We start from the raw sequence: 22,590 nt of genomic DNA, 5'->3' as shown, positions 1-22,590 counted from the left end.
GGTCCCGGCTTTCGCCGGGATGAGCGGAGTGTAGTCAGGCTATCGCGTCCCCATCGCCTCAAGCACCGCCCGCGCGGCCCGCTCGGTTTCGGCCAGGGGTTCGTAGGTCCAACTCTCCAGCGTTCCGTCGAAGGGACGGGTGGCGCCGCGTTCGGCCAGGTCGTCGTGCAGCCGGGCGAACTTGTCGCCGGACTTCAGTGGAACCATGGGCAGGATGTGGACCGGCTTGCCCGTGGACGCGGCCTCGGCGGCCATGTTGGCGCTGTCCTCGGTAACCAGGATGTGGTCGGCGAAATGCAGGAAGCCGAACAGGGGGTTGTCGCCGGTCCCGTCCCAGATCCAGCCGGGCAGGTCGGACAGGCGGGCGGTCATGACGGCCTTGGCCGCCTCGGGCGTGCGGCGCGAGAAGGTCAGCATCAGCGAACCGCCTGCCGCGCGAACGGCGTCGGCGATCTGGTCGGCCAGGTCCGCTGCATGGGCCTCGGTCAGGTCGAAGGCCTTGGATCTACCGCCCACCAGAACGGCGACGCGCGGATGGGGCAGGGGGGCGATACGGTCGGCGAAAGCAGGCGCAGCCTCGGCGATCCGATCGGGCGTGATGCGGTGGGGCGAGCCGGTGATTTCGAAGACATTGTCACCCGACAGGCCGTCATGGGCCGGGGCGACGATCAGGTCGTAGCGGGGCTTGGCCCAGCGCGGGTCCTGGGTCTGGACCACGAAAGTCCGCCCGCCGCTCCAGGCCTTGATGCGGGCGGACAGGGGCAGGGTGGCGCGGCCGGTGGCGATCCAGAGATCGGGCCACATATCGGGCGGGGGGGCTGTTACGGCGTCGGAGGTCGAGGCCAGCATCGACGGCGTCTTCAGCGACGACGGCAGCCGATCAAACAGGCTTCGCCATTGAATGCGTTTGACGACGATCTCGGCCGGGGTCAGGCGTTGCACGGCCTCGGCCAGGCCCAGGGCCTGGTTCTCGATGCCGGCGCGGCCGTCGGAGACGACCCAGATGGAGAGGGGACGCGCGGATGCGGTCCCCTCCATTCGGCTTATTTCCACTCGACCTTGAGGATCTCGTAGGCCTTCACACCGCCGGGGGTGTTGACCTCGACCACGTCGCCGACCTCCTTGGAGATCAGGGCGCGGGCGATGGGCGAGGCGATGGAGACCTTGCCCTTCTTCACATCGGCCTCGTGTTCGCCGACGATCTGGTAGCGGGCCTCGTCCTCGGTGTCTTCATCGACCACGGTGACGGTGGCGCCGAACTTGACCTGGCTGCCCGACAGTTTCGACACGTCGATGACCTGGGCGCGGCTGATCTTGTCCTCGATCTCGGCGATCTGGCCTTCGATCCAGCCCTGACGCTCCTTGGCGGCATGGTATTCGGCGTTTTCAGACAGGTCGCCGTGTTCGCGGGCCTCGGAGATGGCCGCGATGACGCTCGGCCTTTCGACCGACTTCAATTGCTTCAGTTGATCGTCGAGGACGCGATAGCCCTCGCCCGTCATCGGCACTTTTTCCATTGGTGTCGTGATTTTTCTGGTTCGCCCGGAGACTGGAAAGACGCGAAATAGGCACACAAAAGGCCGCGGGGCGGGCGCGGCCGGGCATCAATACTAGGGTTTCGCACTCGTAAATTCAAGAGCTGCCCCGCGTCGATGGCGGAAATCAGGCGCGGGCGGGTGGTTCAGCCTTGGAATCGCGGCGCATAACGCCCTTGATCAGGCTGTAGGCCAGCCAGGCGACGGCCGCGAGGCCCAACAGCATGAAAAGGCCGGACACGAGGGCGGCGCCGGCGGCCATGAAGGCCAGGACGAAGGCGACAGCAGCCGCAAGGCCCGCGACGATCTGGAGAGTTTGAAACTTCATAGGGGATTAACGCCGCCGGGCCCGGCGGGTTGCGTCCCCTTTGTCTTACGCGTCAGGGCCTTGACGCATCAGGCGTAGCTGTAAGCGCCGCCCCGCTCGAGCGCTCGCCGATAGGCCGGGCGTGCGTGTATCTTGTCCAGGAAGGCCTTCAGGCGGGGCTTGGCGGCCGGATCGAAGGCGCGGTCGGCGCCGGCCTCGACCGGGAAGCTCATCATGATGTCGGCGGCTGTGAACTGATCGCCGGCGAACCATTCGGAACGCCCCAGTTCGTCCTCCCAGAAGCCGACATGGGTGCGCAGTTGCGGATCGACGAAGCTGGTCAGGGTCTTGGCGGAGATGCCCTTGACCAGGGGTTTCACGAGGCCGGGCGCGCGCTGCGGCAGCATGGAGAAGACCAGCTTCAGCAGCAGGGGCGGCATGGCCGAGCCCTCCGCATAGTGGAGCCAGTAGGTAAAGCGCCGCCCATCCTCGGTTCCAGCGGCGGGGCGAAGGCGGCCGGCCCCATAGGTTTCCAGCAGATACTCGACCACGGCCCCGGTCTCGGCGACCTTGACGTCGCCGTCTTCGATGACCGGCGACTTGCCCAGCGGATGGATCGCCAGCAAGGCCGGCGGGGCCAGACGGCTGCCGGGATCCCGCTCGTAACGGACGACCTCATAGTCCAGGCCCAGTTCCTCCAGCAGCCACAGAACACGCTGCGAGCGGCTGTCGTTCAGATGGTGGACTTTGATCATGGGTCGGCTCCGTTCGAACGGCGCAGACTATTCCGCGCCGCAGTCGGGGAAGTCCAGACCTATCGCGGGGGGCGGCCGCTCCAGCGGGTGCGGGGTTCGGGACGCGGCTTGGGCGCTGCGCCTTCGCGGCGGTTGCGCCAGACCTCATAGGCCGTGGCGAGCGCCAGCTTGCCGGCGTGTCGTCCAGCGACGCGGCGACCGCCACGGGACAACAGCAGGCCGCCAAGCAGCGGGACGAGTTTGTGCAGACGGGACATGGAGGGCTCCTTCCCCGGCTCAACGCGCCGACGGACATCCCGTTTCGACCTGCGACGACATGAACTTGAGGCGCAACCGCGAATTTCGACGGGCGCGACGGTGAAAGCGGTGCTAGCCGTGCGTCATGAAAAGATCTCGCGTCGCCGCCTTCTTCACCTCCCTGAGCTTTTTCGTCATTGCGGCCCTGGCGGCCGGCGTCGTCGTCGGCGCCCTGGCCCAGGAGGCCGACGCGCCCTGGTTGACCGGGGGGCTGGGCCTGGTCGAGAGCCTGGGGCAGGTCTGGCTGAACGCGCTGCGGATGACGGTCATCCCCCTGGTGTTCAGCCTGCTGGTGACGGGCATCGTCTCCATCGCCGACGCCGCTGCGACGGGGCGGATCGCGGTGCGGTCGTTAACGGTGTTCGGCGTCCTGCTGGTCGGGGCGACCGTCTATGCGATCCTGGCGGGCCTGGGGCTGCTGGCCTTGTGGCCCATTGACCCGGAGGCGGGGCGGGCCCTGCTGGCCGGGGTTCCGGCGGATTCGCTGGCGACGGTGGGCGAGGCGGCGCGGACCGACGGGCTGCGGGCCTTCCTGGCCAGCCTGGCGCCGTCCAATCTGATCAAGGCGGCGGCGGACGACGGGGTGCTGGCCGTGGTGGTCTTCGCCCTGGCCTTTGGCTTCGCCGCGACCCGAATCAAGGTCGAGCTGCGCCGGCCCCTGGCGGGCTTCTTCGAGGCGGTGGCCGAGACCCTGGTGGTCATCGTCCACTGGGTGTTGCTGGCCGCGCCGTTCGGGGTGTTCGCCCTGGCGCTGGGCGTCGGCCTGCGCGCCGGCCTGGGGGTGGCGGGCACCCTGGTCCATTATGTCGCCATCGTCTGCCTGAGCCAGATCGGCCTGATCCTGATCATTTATGTTGTGGCGACGGTCTGGGGGCGGATTTCGCTGGGCCGGTTCGCGCGCGCCGTGGCCCCGGCCCAGGTGGTGGCGGTCTCGACCCAGTCGTCGCTGGCCAGCCTGCCGGTCATGATCGAGCGGGCGCGCGACTGGCTGGGCGTGCCACAGACCTCGGCGGGTCTGGTCCTGCCGCTGGCGGTGGCGGTGTTCCGCATCACCAGCCCGGTCGCCAATCTGGGGGTCTGTCTCTATGTCGCCCAGCTGAACGGGGTGGAGCTGAGCCTGGCCGCCCTGGTCGCGGGCGGTCTGACGGCCGTCGCCGTTTCCATCGCCTCGGTCGGCCTGCCGGGCCAGGTCAGCTTCTTCGCCAGCGTCGGCCCCATCTGTCTCGCCATGGGCCTGCCGCTGGGGGTGCTGCCGCTGTTGCTGGCGGTCGAGGTCATCCCTGACATCTTCCGCACCGTCGGCAATGTCACCGCCGACCTGGCCGCGACGCGGATCGTGCAGGGCGGGGACGGGCAAGACGAGGCGGTCGAAACCGCCTAGTTCGTCCCTAGTTGGTCCGGGGCATCAGCCCCTGGGCCGCCGCGACCGAGGCCTCGACGCCCAGGGTCACGGCCGGTTCGGGCGTGATCTTGAACAGGGGGGAGTGGTGGCCGGCGGCGGTCTCAAGCTCGGCCTCGGGCGTGCCGCCGACGCTGAAATAGACGCCCTTCACGCCGGTCTCGGGCTGGACGAAATAGGCGAAGTCCTCGGCCCCCATGCCGCCGCGCGGCGTGTCGCGCAGCACGTCGGGGCCGAAGGTCGAGGCGAAGATGTCGCGCACCCGCTGGGCGGTCTCGCGGTCATTGATGGTCGCCGGCGTAGTCTCGGTGGCGGAACGGGTCACGACGGGCAGCCGGTCCTCGGGCACGTTCAGGGCCAGGGCCGTATTGCGGGCCACCCGGTCGATCCCGTCCAGCAGGGTCGTGCGAACCTCGGGGCTGTCGGCGCGGACGGTCAGTTGCAGATCGACCTGTTCGGGAATGATGTTGTGCTTGATCCCCCCGTGGATCGATCCGACGGTGACGACCGCCCCCTCCAGCGGATTGACCTCGCGGCTGCGCAGGGTCTGGAGCGAGACCACGATCTGGGAGGCGACCAGGACGGGGTCGACCCCCATGTGCGGATAGGCGCCGTGCGTGCCCACGCCGCGCACCGCGATGTCGACGCTGTCCGAACTGGACGAGGTGATGTCCAGCGGGGCCTCGATCTTGCCGGTCGGGGTGTCGGCCGAGACGTGGAAGGCCAGGGCGTAGTCCGGCTTGGGGAAGCGGGAATAGAGGCCGTCCTGTATCATGGCGCGGGCGCCGAAGATCCGCTCCTCCGCCGGTTGGCCGATCAGGACCAGGGTGCCGGACCAGTTGGCCTTGCGCGCCGCCATCTGACGCGCCGTGCCGACCAGGGCGGTGATGTGAACATCATGGCCACAGGCGTGCATGACCGGCTTTTCGACCCCGTCGGCGTCCAGCTGGCGCGCCGTGGAGGCGTTGGCCAGGCCCGAGCGCTCCTGCAGCGGCAGGCCGTCCATGTCGGCGCGGATCATGACGGTGGGCCCGGCGCCGTTCTTCAGCACCGCGACCACGCCCGTGCCGCCGACGCCGGTCGTGACCTGATAGCCGAGCGCCGTCAGCTCGCGCGCCAGCCGCGCCGAGGTCTGGACCTCTTGTCCGGACAGTTCGGGATTGCGGTGGAACCAATCGAACAGGGTCGCGAGATTGGCGTCATAGTCCGCCTTCACCGCCGCCTTCAGCCCGGCGTCCTGCGCCAGGACGGGCGTCCCGAGCGTCATGGCCAGAGCCAGAGCGGCCGTCGTCAATATCGCGCGTTTCATCCGTGATCCCCTTGTTCCCCAAGGCCACCTTAGAGGATGCCGTCTGATCGGCAAGGCGGTGGATTGAGCCGTTCACGCGTTGCAATCAGACGGCGAAGCGGGCTTAGGTCGCGGGGTCTCGGGGGACGAAATGAGCCAATTGCTGATCACGGAATATCTGAACGATTTGGCGACGCTGAAGCGCGTTTCCGGAGCCCAGCGCGAATCCGTGGTGCGCGAGGCCTTCAAGGACCTGCTGAAGAAATGGGGCAAGTCCCAGAACCTGGTCTTCATCCCCGAGCATGAGATCGTCACCACGGCCAAGGTCCGCAACTATGTGGACGGCGCCCTGATGCACGACCTGCGCGTCCCCTTCGGCTATTGGGAGGCCAAGGACGCCGACGACGATCTGGACGAGGAGATCGCCAAGAAATTCCGCCGCGGCTATCCCAACACCAACATCATCTTCGAGGATTCGACCCAGGCCGTCCTGATCCAGAACGGCGCCGAGGTCATGCGCTGCAAGACCGACGACGGCGCCGGCCTGCAACACCTGCTGGACCTGTTCTTCGGCTGGCAGCGACCCGAGATCGCCGAGTTCCGCAAGGCCATCGTCCAGTTCAAGACCGACCTGCCCGCCGTCCTGGTCGCCCTACGCGCGCGGATCGACGACGCCTACGCCTCGAACGACACCTTCAAGGCCGCCGCCGCCGCCTTCCTGAAACAGGCCAAGTCCGCGATCAATCCGTCGGTCACGGCCGACGATGTGCGCGAAATGCTGATCCAGCACATCCTGACCGAGGACATCTTCGCCCGCGTCTTCGGCAATGACGACTTCCACCACGAGAACAATGTCGCCAAGGCCCTGCACGCCCTGGATTCCAGCTTCTGGAAAGGCGACGTCAAACGCCAGACCCTGGCGGCGCTGGAACCCTATTACGCCGCGATCCGCTCGACCGCCGCCCTGATCAGCTCCCATTCGGAAAAGCAGGGCTTCCTGAAGGCGATCTACGAGAACTTCTACAAGGTCTATAATCCCAAGGCCGCCGACAAGCTGGGCGTGGTCTATACGCCCAACGAGATCGTGCGCTTCATGATCGAGTCGACCGACTGGCTCTGCGAGAAGCATTTCAAGAAGTCGCTGATCGACCGGGACGTCACCATCCTTGATCCCGCGACCGGCACCGGCACCTTCATCGTGGAACTGATGGAGCATTTCCGGGGCCGTCCCGAACAGCTGGCGTGGAAATATCTGACCGAGCTCTACGCCAACGAAGTGGCGATCCTGCCCTATTACGTCGCCAACCTGAACATCGAGGCGACCTATGCCGCCATCGTCGGCAGCTATGAGGAATTCCCCGGCCTCTGTTTCGTGGACACGCTGGATAATGTCGCGGCGCTGGGTATCTATTCCGGCCACCAGCACGACCTGTTCGGCACGATTTCAGACGAGAATTCCGAGCGGGTGCGGCGTCAAAACAGCCGCAAGATCAGCGTCGTCATCGGCAATCCGCCCTACAACGCCTGGCAGGAAAACTATAATCAGAACAACGCCAATCGGCCCTATCATCGGGTCGATCAGCGGATCAGCGCCACCTACATCAAGGAAGGCACGGCCCAGAACAAGAACAGCGTCTATGACATGTACACCCGCTTCGTCCGTTGGGCCTCGGACCGGGTGAAGGACGAGGGCGTCATCGCCTTCATCATCGGCCGCAAACCCTTCGCCAAGGCCGCCTACGACGGGTTCCGCAAGGTGATCGCGCGCGAGTTCGCGGAAATCTGGGTCTTCGACCTGGGCGGCGACGTGCGCGACAACCCCAAACTGTCGGGGACCAAGCACAATGTCTTCGGCATCCAGACCGGCGTCGCCATGGTCTTCCTGGTCAAGAAGAAGGGCCACAAGGGCGGGGCCGTCATTCGCTACGCGCGGCGGCCCGAGATGGAGACGGCGGAGGACAAACTTCAGGCGATCTCGTCCATCGGCGGACTGAACAATCTGGGCGTGGAGACGATCCAGCCGGACAAGAAGAGCGACTGGCTCGACCGCAGCGACAACGATTGGGAAAGCTTGCTGCCGTTGGTTGATCCCGGCGTGTCACTTGCCCGCACGACGGCACAGCACAAAGCAGTCTTCAGGCTCGCATCGAATGGTCTGAAGACCCAGAGAGACGAGTGGGCCTACGACATCAGCAAAGACGCCCTGACGGCCAAAGCGCAGCAGATGGTCGCTGTCTACGAAGCGACCCGCAAGGACCCCGGCTTCGCAGGCCGAGAGGCGATCAAGTGGGATCGTGAACTGACACGCTATTTAGGCAGCGGTGTCACGAAAGCCTTCAACGACAAGGCCGTCATCCGGGCGGCCTATCGCCCCTTCGTCAAGCGGTGGCTGTACTTCGATCCCCACTTCAACGGGATGACCTACCAACTGCCTTCGATGTTCGGACGCGGGCCAAATCTCACTCTGATCTTCACCGATCCCTTCGCCCAGAAGCCTTGGATGGCCCTGTCGGTTGATGGCGTGCCGGACCTCCACCTTGTCGGCGCAGCGGCCGCCGCGATATGCACGTCCCGGTTCCGCTATAACAAAGAAGGCGACCGCCTCGACAACATCACCGACTGGGCCCTGAAACAGTTCACCGACCGCTACGGCAAGGCCGCCGCGATCACCAAGGACGACATCTTCGCCTATGTCTATGCGGTGCTGCACGACCCCATGTACCGCGAGACCTACGCCCTGAACCTGAAGCGCGAGTTCCCGCGCATTCCCCTGTATCCGGACTTCCGCCGCTGGCGCGACTGGGGTCAGGCCCTGCTGGACCTGCACATCGGCTATGAGGCCGTCGAACCCTTCGCCCTGACCCGCACCGACGCGCCCGATCCCAAACGGGCCGAGGGCACGACCCCGGCGGTCAAGCTGAAGTCCGATCCGGACAAGGGCGTCGTCGTGCTGGACGCCGACACCCAGCTGTCGGGCATTCCGACCGAGGCTTGGCGCTATCGCCTGGGCAACCGTTCGGCCATCGACTGGGTGCTGGACCAGCACAAGGAAAAGACGCCCAAGGACCCGACTATCCGCGAGACGTTCAACACCTACCGTTTCGCCGACTACAAGGAGACGGTCATCGACCTGCTGGCCCGGGTCGTGACCGTCAGCCTGCAAACCCTAGCCATAACCGACGCCATGTCCGCCCTGCCGGCCTCGGCGCGCGACCAGAAGAAGATCGACGCCTGATGGCCATGATCAACGATGTTCCCGCCTATCACCTGTTCATGTGGCCCATCGTGGAGCGGCTGCGGGCCAAGGGCCGGTCTATGACCATCGAGGAGATGGTCGATGACGTCGCGACCCACATGGGCCTGTCGGACGAGGTGCGGGCCGTTACCCACGGCAAGTGGCAGGAGAACGCCGTCGCCTATCGCATGGCCTGGGCGCGCTCCTATCTGAAAAAGATGGGCGCCCTTGTGAACAGCGAGCGGGGCGTGTGGAGCCTGACGCCCAAGGGCGCCGCCATGACCGAGGCTGAGGTCGCCGGGATCAAACAAGCCGTTCAGAAGCTCGGCGCCGCCGAGCGTGCGGCGAACGCCGCCTCGGCCTCAGCCGTGGACGATGACCCCGTGCCCGCCGATGTCGGCGCCGACGACTGGAAGGACCGTCTGATGGCCCTTCTGCTCGCGATGGAGCCCGCCGCCTTCGAACGCCTGTGCCAGCGTCTGTTGCGCGAGTTCGGCTTCATCAAGGTCGAGGTGACGGGCAAGTCCGGCGACGGCGGCATCGACGGCACGGGCGTGCTGCGGGTGAACCTGCTGTCCTTCCACGTCCTGTTCCAGTGCAAGCGCTATTCCGGCTCGGTCGGCGCCGGGGCTGTGCGCGACTTTCGCGGCGCCATGGTCGGGCGCACCGACAAGGGGCTGATCATCACCACCGGGACCTTCACCGCCGATGCGCGGCGCGAGGCCACGCGCGACGGCGCGCCCGCCATGGACCTGGTGGACGGCGACGCCCTGTGTGATTTGCTGAAGGACCGGCGCCTGGGCGTGACCGTGGAAATGGTCGAACAGGTCACCGTGGACGAGACGGCCTTCGCCGCCTTCTGAACCGCAGCCAGAGGGGCGTCTGCACGCCCCTCTGGCCCCTGATCACCCGTAGTCCTGGATCGGTCGGACATCCAGGTCGCCGGCCTTGATGGCGCCGATGGCCTGGGCGGCGGCGAGGGCGCCGGCGGTGGTGGTGTAGTAGGGGATCTTCATCATCAGGGCGGTGCGGCGCAGGCTGAAGCTGTCCTGCAGCGACTGTTTGCCCGAGGTGGTGTTGAAGACCAGGTGGACCTCGCCGTTCTTCATGGCGTCGACGATGTGCGGGCGGCCTTCCAGCACCTTTTTGACCAGGCCGACCTCGATGCCCTGGGTCGCCAGGTAATCGCGGGTGCCGCCGGTGGCGATGATGGAGAAGCCTTCGGACAGCAGGGCCTTCACCGCATCGACGATGAAGGGCTTGTCGTCCTCCTTGACCGATACGAAGGCGCAGCCCGAGGTGGGCAGGGTGGTGCCGCCGCCGATCTGGGACTTGGCGAAGGCGCGGGCGAAGGCGGGGGCCATGTCGGCCTCGCCCTCACGCTTCCAGTCCAGGCCCATGACCTCGCCGGTCGAGCGCATTTCCGGGCCCAGGATGGTGTCGACCCCGGCGAAGCGGGCGAAGGGGAAGACGGCTTCCTTGACCGCGATATGGTCATAGGGCTTGTCCGTCAGGCCGAAGGATTTCAGCGGCACGCCGGCCATGACCTTGGCGGCGATCGAGGCGATCGGCTGGCCGATGGTCTTGGCCACGAAGGGCGCCGTGCGGGACGCGCGCGGGTTCACTTCCAGCACGAAGATGCGCGGGTTCTCGCTGTGCGGCTCTTCAATCGCGAACTGCACGTTCATCAGGCCGCGCACCTTCAGGGCCTTGGCCATTTCGGTGGTCTGGCGCTTGAGCTCGGCCACCGTCTCGGCCGACAGGGACCAGGGCGGCATGGAGCAGGCGCTGTCGCCCGAGTGGACGCCGGCTTCCTCGATATGTTCCAGCACGCCGGCGACGAAGACCGTCTCGTCGTCGCACAGGGCGTCCACGTCCACCTCGGTGGCGCGGTTCAGATAGTGGTCGATCAGGACGGGGTCCGAGCCCGAGACGCGCATGGCCTCGTGGACGTAGCGGTCCAGCTGCTCGCGGTCGTGGACGATCATCATGCCGCGCCCGCCCAGGACGTAGGAGGGGCGTAGCACGACCGGATAGCCGACCTCTTCCGCCTTCTGAGCGGCCTCTTCGGCGCTGCGGGCCAGGCCGTTGGGGGGCTGTTTCAGGCCGATGGCCTCCAGCATCTGCTGGAAGCGCTCGCGGTCCTCGGCCAGGTCGATGGAGTCGACGCTGGTGCCCAGGACGGGGATATTATCCTCCTGCAGCGCGTGGGCCAGCTTCAGCGGGGTCTGGCCGCCGAACTGGACGACGCAGCCGATCAGGTCGCCGTTGGAGCGCTCGACCTCGATCAGCTCCAGCACGTCCTCGGCCGTCAGCGGCTCGAAATACAGGCGGTCGGAGGTGTCGTAGTCGGTCGAGACGGTCTCGGGGTTGCAGTTGACCATGATCGACTCGACGCCGATGTCGTCGAAGGCGAAGGCCGCGTGGCAGCAGCAGTAGTCGAACTCGATCCCCTGGCCGATCCGGTTCGGACCGCCGCCTAGGATGATGGCCTTCTTCTTGTTCGTCGGCTCGGACTCGCACTCGGGGATCTGGCCCAGGGCGCCGGTCTCATAGGTCGAATACATATAGGCGGTGGCGCTGGCGAACTCGGCCGCGCAGGTGTCGATCCGCTTGAAGACCGGGCGGACGTTCAGGCCGCGACGAGCGGCGCGGACGGATTTTTCGGTCTGGTTCGTCAGGGCGGCCAGGCGGGCGTCGGAGAAGCCCTTGGCCTTCAGGCGGCGGAATTCCGTCGGGTCGGTCGGCAGGCCCTTGACCCGGACATGGCCTTCCTCGCGCACGATGTCGGCGATCTGGCGCAGGAACCAGGGCTCGTAGGAACAGGCGGCGTTGACCTCTTCCACCGTCAGGCCGTGGCGGAAGGCCTGGGCGATGACACGGATGCGGTCGGGCGTCGGGATGCCCAGGGCGCGGACCACGGCGGCGCGGGCGGCGCCGGCGTCCTCGACATCGGCGACGCCTTCGATCTCGATCTCGTCGAAGCCGGACAGGCCGGTCTCAAGCCCGCGAAGGGCCTTCTGCATCGATTCCTGGAAGGTGCGGCCGATGGCCATGACCTCGCCCACCGACTTCATCGAGGTGCCCAGCAGGGGCTCCGAGCCCGGATATTTCTCGAAGGCGAAGCGGGGGATCTTGGTGACGACATAGTCGATCGACGGCTCGAACGACGCCGGCGTGACCTGGGTGATGTCGTTGGTCAGTTCGTCCAGGGTGTAGCCGACCGCCAGACGGGCCGCGACCTTGGCGATGGGGAAGCCGGTGGCCTTGGACGCCAGCGCCGACGAGCGCGACACGCGCGGGTTCATCTCGATCACCACCATCCGGCCGTCGGCCGGATTGATGGCCCACTGGACGTTCGATCCGCCGGTCTCGACGCCGATCTCGCGCAGGACGTTGATCGAGCCGGTCCGCATCCGCTGATATTCCTTGTCGGTCAGCGTAAGCGCAGGGGCGACGGTGATGGAGTCGCCGGTGTGGACGCCCATCGGGTCGATGTTCTCGATCGAGCAGATGATGATGCAGTTGTCCGCCGTGTCGCGGACGACCTCCATCTCGTATTCCTTCCAGCCCAGCACCGATTCCTCGATCAGGACTTCGGTGGTCGGCGAAAGGTCGAGGCCGCGCAGGACGATTTCCTCGAACTCCTCGCGGTTGAAGGCGATGCCGCCGCCGGTGCCGGCCAGGGTGAAGGACGGGCGGACGACGGCGGGCAGGCCGACGAACTCCAGCCCTTCCAGCGCCTCTTCCATCGAGTGGGCGGCCTTGGAACGGGGGCTTTCAAGGCCCAGCTTGTCCATGGCGTCGCGGAATTTCTGGCGATCCTCGGCCTTGTCGATGACCTCGGCTTTCGCGCCGATCATCTCGACGCCGTACTTCTTCAGCGCGCCGGACGCGTCCAGGGCCAGGGCGGTGTTCAGCGCCGTCTGGCCGCCCATGGTGGGCAGAAGGGCGTCGGGGCGTTCCTTGGCGATGATCTTCTCGACCATCTCGGGCGTGATCGGCTCGATATAGGTGGCGTCGGCCACCTCGGGGTCCGTCATGATGGTGGCGGGGTTCGAGTTGACCAGGATGACCCGGTACCCCTCGGCCTTCAGCGCCTTGCACGCCTGGACGCCGGAATAGTCGAACTCGCACGCCTGACCGATGACGATCGGGCCGGCGCCGATGATGAGGATGGACTTTATGTCTGTGCGCTTGGGCATCGCCAGCTCTTCTTCTTATTGAACGCTAATGGGTCACGACCGCGCATTCCCAGCCGTCGTACTCCAGCTGGAAGGCCGCGGCCCAGGTCTGCATCATGGACGAGACGGGAGCGAAACTCTCCGCGTCGACGGCCATGGTGGTCTCGAGAATCGTCATGTCGCCGTCGCCGCGCGCGATGAAGCCGGCGCGTCGCGCCACCTCGCACAGATCGCCGTGGGCGTCTTCGTCGCCGAGGAAGAAGAACAGCGTATGGCGCGGGGTCACGCCGCTGTCGCCCTGCTCGGCCAGCGCCGCGCGCACCATGGCGTCGCGTTCGTCATGACTGATGTCCGAGGCGTCCAAGGGGCGACCTGATCCTTCGTAGTTTGCGCGCGCGTAGCCGCCGCAGGGCGTCGCCATGCGGAGTTCGCGTCGGGTTGTCGGTTAAGCGGCCCGTTTAGAGAGGGAGGGGCGGGGGGGCAAGAGCTTATGCGTCAGCGATGGCCGCGATCCAGTCCGGCAGTTCGCCGATCCGGGACAGGGAGACGTAGCGCGGCTCGTTCACCGGGGCGTCGGCCAGTTCGTGGGCCCAGGTGACGTGGTAGGGGATGTGGACGCCGAAGGCGCCGGCGGCGATGGCGGGCAGGACGTCGGACTTCATCGAATTGCCGGCCATGACGGCCTCGGCCGCGCCCGTGCCGTGACGGGCGAAGACGCGGTCGTAGGTGGCGCGGTCCTTTTCGGAGACGATCTCCACCGCTGCGAACCGGTCGCCGAGGCCGGACGCGGCCAGCTTGCGCTCCTGGTCCAGCAGGTCGCCCTTGGTGATCAGGACCAGGCGGTAGTTTTCGGAGAGTTGGGCGACGACCTCGTCCACGCCGGGCAGGGTCTCGACCGGGTGGGCCAGCATTTCACGGCCGGCGGCCAGAATCTCGCGCACGACCTCGGGCGGGGCGCCGCCTTCGCACAGCTCCATGGCCGTTTCGATCATCGACAGGGTGAAGCCCTTCACGCCGTAGCCGTAGAGGCGGAGGTTGCGCTGCTCGGTCTCGGCCAGGCGCGCCTCGATGGTGGCCACGTCGCCGTGGTCGTCCAGCAGGTCGACGAACCGGGCGTGGGTCAACCGAAAGATCGTCTCGTTGTGCCAAAGGGTGTCGTCGGCATCGAGACCGACTGTGGTGATGGGCATGGGGGTCGTCCGGGGCGCGGTCCGCAAATCAGGTGCGGGGCTCTTGGCCCGAGCCTGTGGCGAAGACAAGACGCGCGCGACTCTTCGTGATTTGCGCGGCGAGCGGGGTTCGGCCAAGGATCGTCCCATGTCCGGTCGTCGCTTCCTGAGTGTTTCCAGCGCCTTGTCGTTAAGCTTGCTGCTTGCGGCCGGATCGGCGTCGAGCGCGCCCCAGGCGACGACCGGGACCCGCTTTTCCGACATCGTGCAGATGGCGCCGTCTCGAGATCGCGCCCGCATGAACCAGCGGGTGTTCGACAAGGTCTGGAGCGAGGTGCGACGCGGCTATTACGATCCCAAACTGCACGGGGTGGACTGGGGTGCGGCGCGGGATCGCTTCCGACCGCAGGCCGTCGCGGCCGGCGACGACCGGGCCCTGTACCGGGTGCTGAACGAGATGCTGGACCTGTTGGACGACGGTCACGCCGGGGCCAGCCCGCCGGCGGCCGTGCGCCGTCAGGACACCCAGTATGAGCGACGCGCGGTCATGGGCATGACCCTGATGCGGGGCGAGGATCCCGACGTCTGGACGGTGGAGCGGGTGCGCGAGGGCTCGCCGGCGCAGGAGGCGGGTGTGCAGCTTGGCTGGACCCTGAACAGCGTCGATGGGCGTCCCTGGGGGCCGGATGTCGACGTGCAGGACGGGCGGGCTGTGCATCTGGTCCTGACCGATGAGACGGGCGCGCGGCGCGACACGACCCTGGTTCCGCGCCTGATGGACGGGCCGCAGCCATTTACGGCGGACAAGTCGCGACCCGGTGTGCTGGTGCTCACCGTGGAACAATTCGATCCGGGCTTGGGGCTCTGGCTGGGCGGTGAGCTGGACGGATTGCCGCCGGATGTGGACGTTATCCTGGATCTGCGGGCCAATCCGGGCGGGCGCCTGTCGGAGGCGGAGTCTGTTCTGACCTGTTTCCTGCCGCGCGATCGCGTCTGGGCGACCCAGACGGGGCGGACCGGGCGGGCGGTGACGTTGACCGCATCGGGCGATTGCGGCGACCGGCGTGAGCCTGTGCCCAACGAGGTCGCTGTTCTGGTGGACCGCGGCAGCCGCAGCGCGGCGGAGCTGACCCCGGCGGCTTTGCAGGAGGCTCGGCGGGGGATTGTCGTGGGCGAAAAGACCATAGGCTCGGTGCTGATCGCCCAGGAAACGGAATTGCCGGACGGCGGGCGGTTGACTTTGAGCCGGGCCAATTTCGTCACGGCGGGCGGGGTGCGGCTGGAGAAGCACGGGGTCACCCCCGACATTGAGGCCCCCCGCACCGTGGCCCAGCGCCGGGCGGGGGAAGACCCGACCCTGGAGGCGGCCATCGCCGCGCTGCAGGCCGAGCGTGTGCAGGCTGCGGATCAGCCCAGCGGGCTTTAGGCCAAGTTTTCTCTATCCGCTCATCCCGGCTTTCGCCGGGATGAGCGGAATTTCAAAAATCAGTCAGCAGCATTTGAAGGCGCCGGAGCCGCCGAAGCGACGCTGTTCGTGCAGGCGGAAGAAGGCGACCTTGTCCAGCGGCGGCTGGTCGGGATGGGTCGTCGCCGCGTGGCGGACATAGGCGTCGTAATCCGGCTGGCCGATCATGGCGCCCGCCGTCCGCTTGACGCCGCGACCCCACCGCAGGGCGGTGTCGCGGCACAGGCAGAGCAAATCCTCGTTCGAGGGACTAGGCACGGGCGACATCCGCCGCTTCGTCGGCCGCCGTCAGGTCGTGCGCCTCGGGGTATTCGCGCATGGTCGGCCGGTTGTTCAGATAAGCCTTGCGGCACGCCAGCACGCCATAGACGACCATGGTGATTACCACGAACAGGAAGCCCGCCGTCAGCGTCGAGTTGACATAATCGTTGACGATGATGCGGTGCATGTCGCCGACGCTCTTGGCCGGGGCGATCAGTTCGCCGGCGCCCAGGGCCTCCTGATACTTCCGGGCGTGGGCCAGGAAGCCGATGCGGACCTCGGGGTGGAACAGCTTCTGGAAGCCGGCCGTCAGGGTGCAGATCAGCAGCCAGGTCGCCGGGACGGCCATGACCCAGGCGAACTTCTCGCGCTTCATCTTGAACAGAACCACCGTGCCCAGGATCAGGGCGATGGCGGCCAGCATCTGGTTGGCGATGCCGAACAGGGGCCACAGGCTGTTGATGCCGCCCAGGGGATCGACCACGCCGGTGTAGAGGAAATAGCCCCACAGGCCGACCGTCAGGGCTGTGGCGACGACATTGGCGCCCCAGGACTTGGTCTCGCGCATCTTGGGCACGGCGACGCCAAGCAGATCCTGGATCATGAAGCGGCAGACGCGGGTGCCGGCGTCGACCGTGGTCAGGATGAACAGGGCCTCGAACAGGATGGCGAAGTGATACCAGAAGGCCATCATGGCCTTGCCGCCGATGACGCTGGACAGGATGTGGGCCATGCCGACCGCCAGGGTCGGGGCGCCGCCCGCGCGCGACAGGATGGAGTTCTCGCCGACGTCGCGGGCCAGCTGCTCCAGCTCGCCGGGGGTGATGTGGAAGCCCCACTGGGCCACGGCGGCTGCGGCCGAGACCGCGTCATTGCCGATGATGGCGACCGGGCTGTTCATGGCGAAATACACGGCCGGGTCCAGCACCGTCGCGGCGATCAGGGCCATGACGGCGACGAAGCTCTCGCACAGCATGGCGCCATAGCCGATCAGCGGGATCTGGCTCTCGTTCTCCAGCAGCTTGGGTGTGGTGCCCGACGAGATCAGGGCGTGGAAGCCTGACACGGCGCCACAGGCGATGGTGATGAACAGGAAGGGGAACAGGGCGCCGGCGAAGACCGGGCCGGTGCCGTCGATGAAGGGGGTGATGGCCGGCATCTGCAAATGCGGACGCACGATCAATATGCCGACGGCCAGGGCCACGATCGCGCCGATCTTCAGGAAGGTCGACAGATAGTCGCGCGGCGCCAGCAGCAGCCAGACCGGAATGACCGAGGCGATGAAGCCATAGACCATCATCAGTATGGCCAGGGTCGGGCCGGTCAGAGTGAAGGCCGGACCCCAGAACGGGTCAGCCGCAACATGGCCGCCGCCGATGATGGCCAGGATCAGCAGGACGACGCCGATGACCGAGACCTCGCCCACGCGGCCGGGCCGCAGGAAGCGGGTGTACAGGCCCATGAAGATGGCGATGGGAATGGTGGCGGCGACGGTGAAGGTTCCCCACGGGCTTTCGGCCAGAGCCTTGACCACGACCAGGGCCAGAACGGCCAGGATGATGACCATGATCATCAGCACGCCGACCTGGGCGATGATGCCGGGGATATTGCCCATCTCGGTGCGGATCATGTCCCCCAGCGACTTTCCGTCGCGACGGGTGGACATGAACAGTACCATCATGTCCTGAACTGCGCCGGCCAGCACCGCCCCGACCAGGATCCACAGCACGCCGGGCAGATAGCCCATCTGGGCGGCCAGCACCGGACCGACCAGCGGCCCCGCGCCGGCGATGGCGGCGAAGTGGTGGCCAAACAGGACGTTGCGCGGCGTCGGCACATAGTCGAGGCCGTCGTCGCGGCGCACGGCCGGGGTCGGGCGCGAGGGCTGCAGCTGCATGACCTTGTTGGCCAGGAAACGGCTGTAGAAACGATAGGCGATGGCGTAGGTGCAGACCGCCGCCACCACCATCCAAACCGCGCTGATGCTTTCGCCCTGGTGTAGGGCGATGACGCCGAGGGACACCGCCCCCAGGATGGCGATAACGCCAAAGATTAAGGGGGTGCTGAGTTTGCCCACAACTGACTCCTACTCGACCGAACGGCTGACGGTTTCACAGCCTGTTTGCACGATAGGCCAGCCTAAGGCCAATCGACTAAAGTCGTACACGCCATCCGTCCATCCAGGTTCGAAACTTGGATGCACGCGCCCCCGTGCATTCCGCTTAATCCCTTGCTAAGCGCATCGGATGATCGCTCGCCTTCGCCCCGTCCCATTCGACCTCGGTCCCGTCCATTTCGTCGGCATCGGCGGCATAGGCATGAGCGGCATCGCCGAGATCATGCTGAAGATCGGCTATTCGGTTCAGGGCTCGGACGCCAAGGCCAGCGCCAATACCGAACGGCTGGAGAAACTGGGCGCCCGGATCTTCATCGGGCACGACGCCGCTCACGTCAGCGAGGGCGCGTCGGCTGTGGTCTATTCGACGGCGGTCAAGGCCGACAATCCCGAGATGAAGGCCGCCCGCGAGCGCCGCATCCCCCTCGTGCGCCGGGCCGAAATGCTGGCCGAACTGATGCGGCTGCAATTCTCCATCGCGGTCGGGGGCACGCACGGCAAGACCACGACGACCTCGATGGTCGCGGCCCTGCTGGACGCGGCCGGTCTGGACCCGACGGTGGTCAACGGCGGCATCATCAACGCCTATGGCACCAACGCCAAGGTCGGCGACGGCGACTGGATCGTGGTCGAGGCGGACGAGAGCGACGGCAGCTTCCTGCGCCTCAAGTCCACTGTTGCGATCGTGACCAATATCGACCCGGAACACCTGGACCACTACGGCGACTTCGACGCGGTGCGGAAGGCCTTCGTCGATTTCGTCGAGAACATCCCCTTCTATGGCTTCGCCGCCGTCTGCCTGGACCATCCCGAGGTGCAGAAGCTGGTCGCCTCGATCGATAACCGTCGGCTGGTCACCTATGGGACCAATCCCCAGGCCATGGTGCGGGCGGACAATGTCGAGATGGGGCCGGACGGTTGCCGGTTCGACGTCGTGATCCAAAATGGCGAGACACATACAATCAAGGGCGTGCACCTGCCGATGGCCGGTTGGCACAATGTCTCCAACGCCCTGGCCGCCATCGCCGTGGCGCGCGAACTGGACGTGTCGGACGAGGCGATCCGCGAGGGTCTGGCGAGCTTCGGCGGAGTGAAGCGGCGCTTCACCACCACGGGCGTGGTCGGCGGGGTGCGGATCGTGGACGACTACGGCCACCATCCGGTCGAGATCGTCGCCGTGCTGAAGGCCGCCCGCCAGGTGGCGGAGGGGCGGGTGATCGCCGTGGTCCAGCCGCATCGCTACACCCGGCTGCGCGATTTGATGGACGACTTCTCGACCGCCTTTTCCGACGCCGACAGCGTGATCGTCGCGGACGTCTATCCGGCGGGGGAACAGCCGATCGAGGGGGTGGACAAGCACGCCCTGACCGACGGCATCCGCCGCTATGGCCACCGCCACGTTCAGGCGCTGGAGAACGCCGCCGTCCTGCCGCGCCTGATCAAGGAAGAGGCCAGGCCGGGCGACGTGGTCGTGCTGCTGGGCGCCGGCGACATCACCAGCTGGGCCTATGGCCTGCCGGCGCAGCTGGAGGCGCTGGGGTGATAATCACCCTCTCCCGTCGGGAGAGGGCTTGAGCGCACGGCGGCGAAGCCGTCGTTCTGGCGCGAAAGGGTGAGGGGTAAGGTGGTGCGGGCTGGCCCACCAGCGGTCCCTCATCCGGCCCTGCGGGCCACCTTCTCCCCACGGGAGAAGGAAAGTGAGAGATGAGGATCTGATGACCTGGCGTGACAACCTCCCCACCGTGCGCGGCAAGCTCCTGCGGGACGAACCCCTGGCGCCCTTCACCTGGTTCCGGGTGGGCGGGACGGCTGAGGCCCTGTTCATTCCGGCGGACGCCGAGGACCTGGCCGACTTTCTGAAGGCGTTGGACCCGTCCGTCCCCGTGACTGTGCTGGGCGTCGGCTCGAACGTCATCGTCCGCGACGGCGGGGTCGAGGGGGTGGTCATCCGCTTGGCCGGGCGCCCCTGGGCGCAGGTGACGACGGACGGCGACGCCATCACGGCCGGCGCCGGCGCGCTGGATTCCATGGTGGCCAAGGCGAGCGCCAAGGCGGGGCTGGCGGGGCTGGAGTTCTACGCCGGCATCCCGGGCACCGTGGGCGGCGCCCTGACCATGAACGCGGGGTGCTACGGATCGGAGACCAAGGATGTGCTGGTTTCGGCCTGGGGCCTGACGCGGGCAGGCGAGCGGGTCGATTACGCCCTGGCCGACTTCGGCTACACCTATCGCCATTCCGAAGCGCCGGCCGACATCATCTGGGTCGAGGCCGTCTATCGCGGAACGCCCGACGTCCCCGCCGCCGTCCAGGCCCGGATCGACGAAATCACCAGCCGCCGCGAAACCACCCAGCCGATCCGCGAAAAGACCGGCGGTTCGACCTTCAAGAACCCGCCCGGCCATTCGTCGTGGAAACTGGTCGACGAGGCCGGCTGGCGCGGCAAGCTGCATGCCGAAACGGGGGGAGGGGCCATGTTCAGCGACCTCCACTCCAACTTCATGATCAACCCCGGCGAGGCCACCGCCGCCGACATCGAAGGCCTGGGCGAGACGGTCCGCGCCGATGTCCTGTTGAAGACCGGCGTTCAGCTGGACTGGGAAATCAAGCGGATCGGCCGGCGTCTCTGATCGCCGGAGTTTGACGCACAATTTTCACGTCGCGCGGGCGATAAGGTTGACGGCCTGTTAAACATGTCGGCCGCAATCGGAGAGCCCATGACCCGCGCTTTCAACGACCTTCATGTCGCCGTCCTGATGGGCGGTCTTTCCGCCGAGCGGGAGGTGTCTCTGACCTCCGGCGAACAGTGCGCCCAGGCGCTGGAACGGCAGGGCGTGCGCGTCAGCCGCGTGGACGCCGGGCGCGACCTGGCCAATGTGCTGTCGGGTCTGATCAGGCCCGACGTGGTGCTGAACTGCCTGCACGGGGCCTGGGGCGAGGACGGTTGCGTCCAGGGGGTGCTGGAGACCCTGCGGATTCCCTATACCCATTCCGGCGTCCTGGCCTCGGCCCTGGCGATGGACAAGGATAAGTCAAAAGCTGTGTTAAAGGCGGCGGGCGTCAAGGTGCCCGGCGGGGGTCTGTACGACCGGCATGAGGTGGCGTCGCGCCATGTGATCGCGCCTCCCTATGTGGTCAAGCCGAACGCCGAGGGCTCGTCCGTCGGGGTCTATCTGGTGCGCGAGGACGATGCGCCCGTCGCCGAGGTGGGCGATCCCGCCTGGGCCTATGGCGAGCAGGTGATGGTGGAGCCCTATATCGCGGGCAAGGAACTGGCCGTCGCGGTGATCGGGGAAAAGTCTGGCCCACGCGCCCTGACCGTGACCGACATCACCCCGACCAAGGGCTTCTATGACTACGAAGCCAAATATGCGCCCGGCGGCTCGGTTCACGTCCTGCCCGCCGTCCTGCCGCCCGCCGTTTTTGAGGCCGCCCTGCGTCAGGCCGAGGCGGCGCACGTCGCCATGGGTTGCCAAGGCGTGTCCAGAAGCGACTTCCGTTATGATGATGTTAAGGACGATCTGGTTCTGTTGGAGGTCAACACTCAGCCGGGCATGACGCCGACCTCGCTCGCTCCCGAGCAGGCCGCCCATACCGGAATGAGCTACGAAGAACTGGTTCGGTGGATGGTGGAGGACGCCTCATGCCCGCGGTAGTTCGCGGCGGTCGGCGACAGAGTGCGGGTTCCCAGCGCGGTGCGGCGTCCAAGAAGGGCGGGCGTTCGCGCGGCGGCGCGCCCAAGCCCGTGTCCGCCATCCCCGGCAAGATGGCCGCCATCGGCCGTATCGATGTTTCCCCCCGCACCGTCATGATCGCCCTGGGCGCCAGCGCATTGCTGGTCGTCGGGGTTCTGGCGACCGGCGCGCGCGCCGAGCGGATCGGCCAGTCGGTCTCCCACGGGATCGACGGGATGACGGCCGGCATGGGTCTGTCGCTGAAGCGGGTTCATATCACCGGCGCCTCGGCCGAAGCCGAGCCGGCCATCCAGCAGGCCCTGGGGCTCTATTCCGGCCAGCCGATCACCAGCCTGGACCTGGACGCCATTCGCGACCGGGTGCAGGCCGTCGGCTGGGTCAAGGAGGCGCGGGTGGTGCGCCTGTTGCCCGACACCCTGATCGTCGAGATCAAGGAGCACGACCGTCTCGCCGTCTGGCAGGACGCCGGCCAGATTAAGGTCATCGACGCGCGCGGCCAGGTGATCAAGGGCGCCGACGCCCGCCGCTATCCCACCCTGCCTCTTGTCGTGGGCAAGGGGGCGGATCAAGCCGCCGGCGAGATCCTGCCCCTGCTGGGCCAGCGTCCGCGCCTGATGAGCCGGATCGACGCCCTGGTGCGGGTGGACGAACGCCGCTGGGATCTGCGTCTGAAGGACGGCAGCCTGATCCAGTTGCCCGCCGTGGAACAGGAGGCGGCCCTGATCCGTCTCGATGCGCTGGATCAGCGCGAACGCCTGCTCGACCTGGGTTTCGCCCGGGTCGATCTCAGAACGCCGGACGAGGTCGCTGTGCGACCCGCCGCCGACGCTTAAAGGACCAGTACGACATGGCGGGAAAGCAGCGCGGATCGGCGAACGACCAGGGCC

The 22,590-nt window shown here is 66.9% G+C and carries 19 protein-coding genes; 8 read left to right on the top strand and 11 right to left on the bottom strand.

Features of this window, described 5'->3' with window-relative positions:
• Positions 1-39: 39 nt before the first annotated feature.
• From PKE72_RS05350 to PKE72_RS05330, 5 genes are all read right to left on the bottom strand, one after another.
• Positions 40-1,038, bottom strand: coding sequence for a mitochondrial fission ELM1 family protein (locus PKE72_RS05350; RefSeq protein ID WP_271164339.1), 999 nt, complete (start codon positions 1,036-1,038; stop codon positions 40-42).
• Positions 1,039-1,043: 5 nt separating this feature from the next.
• Positions 1,044-1,517 (bottom strand): transcription elongation factor GreA, encoded by a 474-nt coding sequence (gene greA, locus PKE72_RS05345; RefSeq protein ID WP_271164338.1) that lies wholly within the window; start codon positions 1,515-1,517, stop codon positions 1,044-1,046.
• Between the two features lie 145 nt (positions 1,518-1,662).
• Positions 1,663-1,863: a hypothetical protein gene (locus tag PKE72_RS05340; protein ID WP_271164337.1), complete on the bottom strand. Its 201-nt coding sequence runs from the start codon at positions 1,861-1,863 to the stop codon at positions 1,663-1,665.
• A gap of 68 nt (positions 1,864-1,931) precedes the next feature.
• Positions 1,932-2,597: a glutathione S-transferase family protein gene (locus tag PKE72_RS05335; protein WP_271164336.1), complete on the bottom strand. Its 666-nt coding sequence runs from the start codon at positions 2,595-2,597 to the stop codon at positions 1,932-1,934.
• A 59-nt stretch (positions 2,598-2,656) separates the two neighbouring features.
• A complete protein-coding gene (locus PKE72_RS05330) occupies positions 2,657-2,854 on the bottom strand; it encodes a cysteine protease (RefSeq protein ID WP_271164335.1) in 198 nt (65 codons plus the stop codon).
• Positions 2,855-2,979: 125 nt separating this feature from the next.
• Between PKE72_RS05330 and PKE72_RS05325 the strand changes: the two genes are divergently transcribed.
• Positions 2,980-4,275 carry a dicarboxylate/amino acid:cation symporter gene (locus PKE72_RS05325; protein ID WP_271164334.1) on the top strand — a complete coding sequence of 432 codons (1,296 nt, stop codon included), beginning with the start codon at positions 2,980-2,982 and terminating at the stop codon, positions 4,273-4,275.
• Positions 4,276-4,282: 7 nt separating this feature from the next.
• Here the strand turns inward: PKE72_RS05325 and PKE72_RS05320 are convergent, their stop codons facing one another.
• Positions 4,283-5,602 (bottom strand): M20 metallopeptidase family protein, encoded by a 1,320-nt coding sequence (locus PKE72_RS05320; RefSeq protein WP_271164333.1) that lies wholly within the window; start codon positions 5,600-5,602, stop codon positions 4,283-4,285.
• A 130-nt stretch (positions 5,603-5,732) separates the two neighbouring features.
• Here PKE72_RS05320 and PKE72_RS05315 point away from each other — a divergent pair, with 130 nt between their 5' ends.
• Positions 5,733-8,816 (top strand): type ISP restriction/modification enzyme, encoded by a 3,084-nt coding sequence (locus PKE72_RS05315; RefSeq protein WP_271164332.1) that lies wholly within the window; start codon positions 5,733-5,735, stop codon positions 8,814-8,816.
• The gene (locus PKE72_RS05310; RefSeq protein ID WP_271164331.1) at positions 8,816-9,679 is read left to right on the top strand and encodes a restriction endonuclease; all 864 of its coding nucleotides are present in this window, start codon (positions 8,816-8,818) and stop codon (positions 9,677-9,679) included. Before PKE72_RS05315 ends, PKE72_RS05310 begins: the two co-directional genes overlap by 1 nt.
• Positions 9,680-9,721: 42 nt before the next feature.
• On the opposite strand, the gene carB is transcribed toward PKE72_RS05310, so the two are convergent.
• The 3 genes from carB to PKE72_RS05295 form a co-directional block, all read right to left on the bottom strand.
• Complete coding sequence (carB, locus tag PKE72_RS05305; protein WP_271164330.1) at positions 9,722-13,021, bottom strand: carbamoyl-phosphate synthase large subunit; 3,300 nt, start codon at positions 13,019-13,021, stop codon at positions 9,722-9,724.
• Between the two features lie 25 nt (positions 13,022-13,046).
• Positions 13,047-13,421: a ribonuclease E inhibitor RraB gene (locus PKE72_RS05300; RefSeq protein WP_271164329.1), complete on the bottom strand. Its 375-nt coding sequence runs from the start codon at positions 13,419-13,421 to the stop codon at positions 13,047-13,049.
• Between the two features lie 67 nt (positions 13,422-13,488).
• Complete coding sequence (locus PKE72_RS05295) at positions 13,489-14,190, bottom strand: HAD family hydrolase (protein WP_271164328.1); 702 nt, start codon at positions 14,188-14,190, stop codon at positions 13,489-13,491.
• A 127-nt stretch (positions 14,191-14,317) separates the two neighbouring features.
• On the opposite strand from PKE72_RS05295, the gene PKE72_RS05290 reads away from it, so the two are divergent.
• The gene (locus tag PKE72_RS05290; RefSeq protein ID WP_271164327.1) at positions 14,318-15,595 is read left to right on the top strand and encodes a S41 family peptidase; all 1,278 of its coding nucleotides are present in this window, start codon (positions 14,318-14,320) and stop codon (positions 15,593-15,595) included.
• A gap of 63 nt (positions 15,596-15,658) precedes the next feature.
• Here PKE72_RS05290 and PKE72_RS05285 read toward each other — a convergent pair whose 3' ends face one another.
• Together PKE72_RS05285 and PKE72_RS05280 are read right to left on the bottom strand one after the other, a co-directional pair.
• Entirely contained in the window at positions 15,659-15,892 is a 234-nt protein-coding gene (locus PKE72_RS05285; RefSeq protein ID WP_373878068.1) for a YbdD/YjiX family protein, read from the bottom strand.
• Entirely contained in the window at positions 15,885-17,972 is a 2,088-nt protein-coding gene (locus tag PKE72_RS05280) for a carbon starvation CstA family protein (RefSeq protein WP_271164326.1), read from the bottom strand. Before PKE72_RS05280 ends, PKE72_RS05285 begins: the two co-directional genes overlap by 8 nt.
• A gap of 169 nt (positions 17,973-18,141) precedes the next feature.
• Here PKE72_RS05280 and murC point away from each other — a divergent pair, with 169 nt between their 5' ends.
• The 4 genes from murC to PKE72_RS05260 all read left to right on the top strand — a co-directional run bounded on the left by murC (position 18,142) and on the right by PKE72_RS05260 (position 22,536).
• Positions 18,142-19,554: a UDP-N-acetylmuramate--L-alanine ligase gene (gene murC / locus PKE72_RS05275; RefSeq protein WP_271164325.1), complete on the top strand. Its 1,413-nt coding sequence runs from the start codon at positions 18,142-18,144 to the stop codon at positions 19,552-19,554.
• A gap of 172 nt (positions 19,555-19,726) precedes the next feature.
• The gene (murB, locus tag PKE72_RS05270) at positions 19,727-20,638 is read left to right on the top strand and encodes a UDP-N-acetylmuramate dehydrogenase (RefSeq protein ID WP_271164324.1); all 912 of its coding nucleotides are present in this window, start codon (positions 19,727-19,729) and stop codon (positions 20,636-20,638) included.
• 87 nt (positions 20,639-20,725) lie between these two features.
• The gene (locus PKE72_RS05265; protein ID WP_271164323.1) at positions 20,726-21,664 is read left to right on the top strand and encodes a D-alanine--D-alanine ligase; all 939 of its coding nucleotides are present in this window, start codon (positions 20,726-20,728) and stop codon (positions 21,662-21,664) included.
• Positions 21,652-22,536 carry a cell division protein FtsQ/DivIB gene (locus PKE72_RS05260; protein WP_271164322.1) on the top strand — a complete coding sequence of 295 codons (885 nt, stop codon included), beginning with the start codon at positions 21,652-21,654 and terminating at the stop codon, positions 22,534-22,536. Before PKE72_RS05265 ends, PKE72_RS05260 begins: the two co-directional genes overlap by 13 nt.
• Positions 22,537-22,590: the final 54 nt, after the last annotated feature.

The sequence above is a fragment of the Brevundimonas intermedia genome (assembly GCF_027922165.1).
GTDB classification, from domain to species: Bacteria; Pseudomonadota; Alphaproteobacteria; order Caulobacterales; family Caulobacteraceae; genus Brevundimonas; species Brevundimonas intermedia.
The sequence above is the reverse complement of the archived record's forward strand: the minus strand, read 5'-3'. Positions and strand labels throughout refer to the sequence as shown.

Coding starts and splice junctions, on each gene's coding strand:
- PKE72_RS05350 (WP_271164339.1), bottom strand. CDS start 1,038: ATGGAGGGGACCGCATCCGCGCGTCCCCTCTCCATCTGGGTCGTCTCC.
- greA (WP_271164338.1), bottom strand. CDS start 1,517: ATGGAAAAAGTGCCGATGACGGGCGAGGGCTATCGCGTCCTCGACGAT.
- PKE72_RS05340 (WP_271164337.1), bottom strand. CDS start 1,863: ATGAAGTTTCAAACTCTCCAGATCGTCGCGGGCCTTGCGGCTGCTGTC.
- PKE72_RS05335 (WP_271164336.1), bottom strand. CDS start 2,597: ATGATCAAAGTCCACCATCTGAACGACAGCCGCTCGCAGCGTGTTCTG.
- PKE72_RS05330 (WP_271164335.1), bottom strand. CDS start 2,854: ATGTCCCGTCTGCACAAACTCGTCCCGCTGCTTGGCGGCCTGCTGTTG.
- PKE72_RS05325 (WP_271164334.1), top strand. CDS start 2,980: ATGAAAAGATCTCGCGTCGCCGCCTTCTTCACCTCCCTGAGCTTTTTC.
- PKE72_RS05320 (WP_271164333.1), bottom strand. CDS start 5,602: ATGAAACGCGCGATATTGACGACGGCCGCTCTGGCTCTGGCCATGACG.
- PKE72_RS05315 (WP_271164332.1), top strand. CDS start 5,733: ATGAGCCAATTGCTGATCACGGAATATCTGAACGATTTGGCGACGCTG.
- PKE72_RS05310 (WP_271164331.1), top strand. CDS start 8,816: ATGGCCATGATCAACGATGTTCCCGCCTATCACCTGTTCATGTGGCCC.
- carB (WP_271164330.1), bottom strand. CDS start 13,021: ATGCCCAAGCGCACAGACATAAAGTCCATCCTCATCATCGGCGCCGGC.
- PKE72_RS05300 (WP_271164329.1), bottom strand. CDS start 13,421: ATGGCGACGCCCTGCGGCGGCTACGCGCGCGCAAACTACGAAGGATCA.
- PKE72_RS05295 (WP_271164328.1), bottom strand. CDS start 14,190: ATGCCCATCACCACAGTCGGTCTCGATGCCGACGACACCCTTTGGCAC.
- PKE72_RS05290 (WP_271164327.1), top strand. CDS start 14,318: ATGTCCGGTCGTCGCTTCCTGAGTGTTTCCAGCGCCTTGTCGTTAAGC.
- murC (WP_271164325.1), top strand. CDS start 18,142: ATGATCGCTCGCCTTCGCCCCGTCCCATTCGACCTCGGTCCCGTCCAT.
- murB (WP_271164324.1), top strand. CDS start 19,727: ATGACCTGGCGTGACAACCTCCCCACCGTGCGCGGCAAGCTCCTGCGG.
- PKE72_RS05265 (WP_271164323.1), top strand. CDS start 20,726: ATGACCCGCGCTTTCAACGACCTTCATGTCGCCGTCCTGATGGGCGGT.
- PKE72_RS05260 (WP_271164322.1), top strand. CDS start 21,652: ATGCCCGCGGTAGTTCGCGGCGGTCGGCGACAGAGTGCGGGTTCCCAG.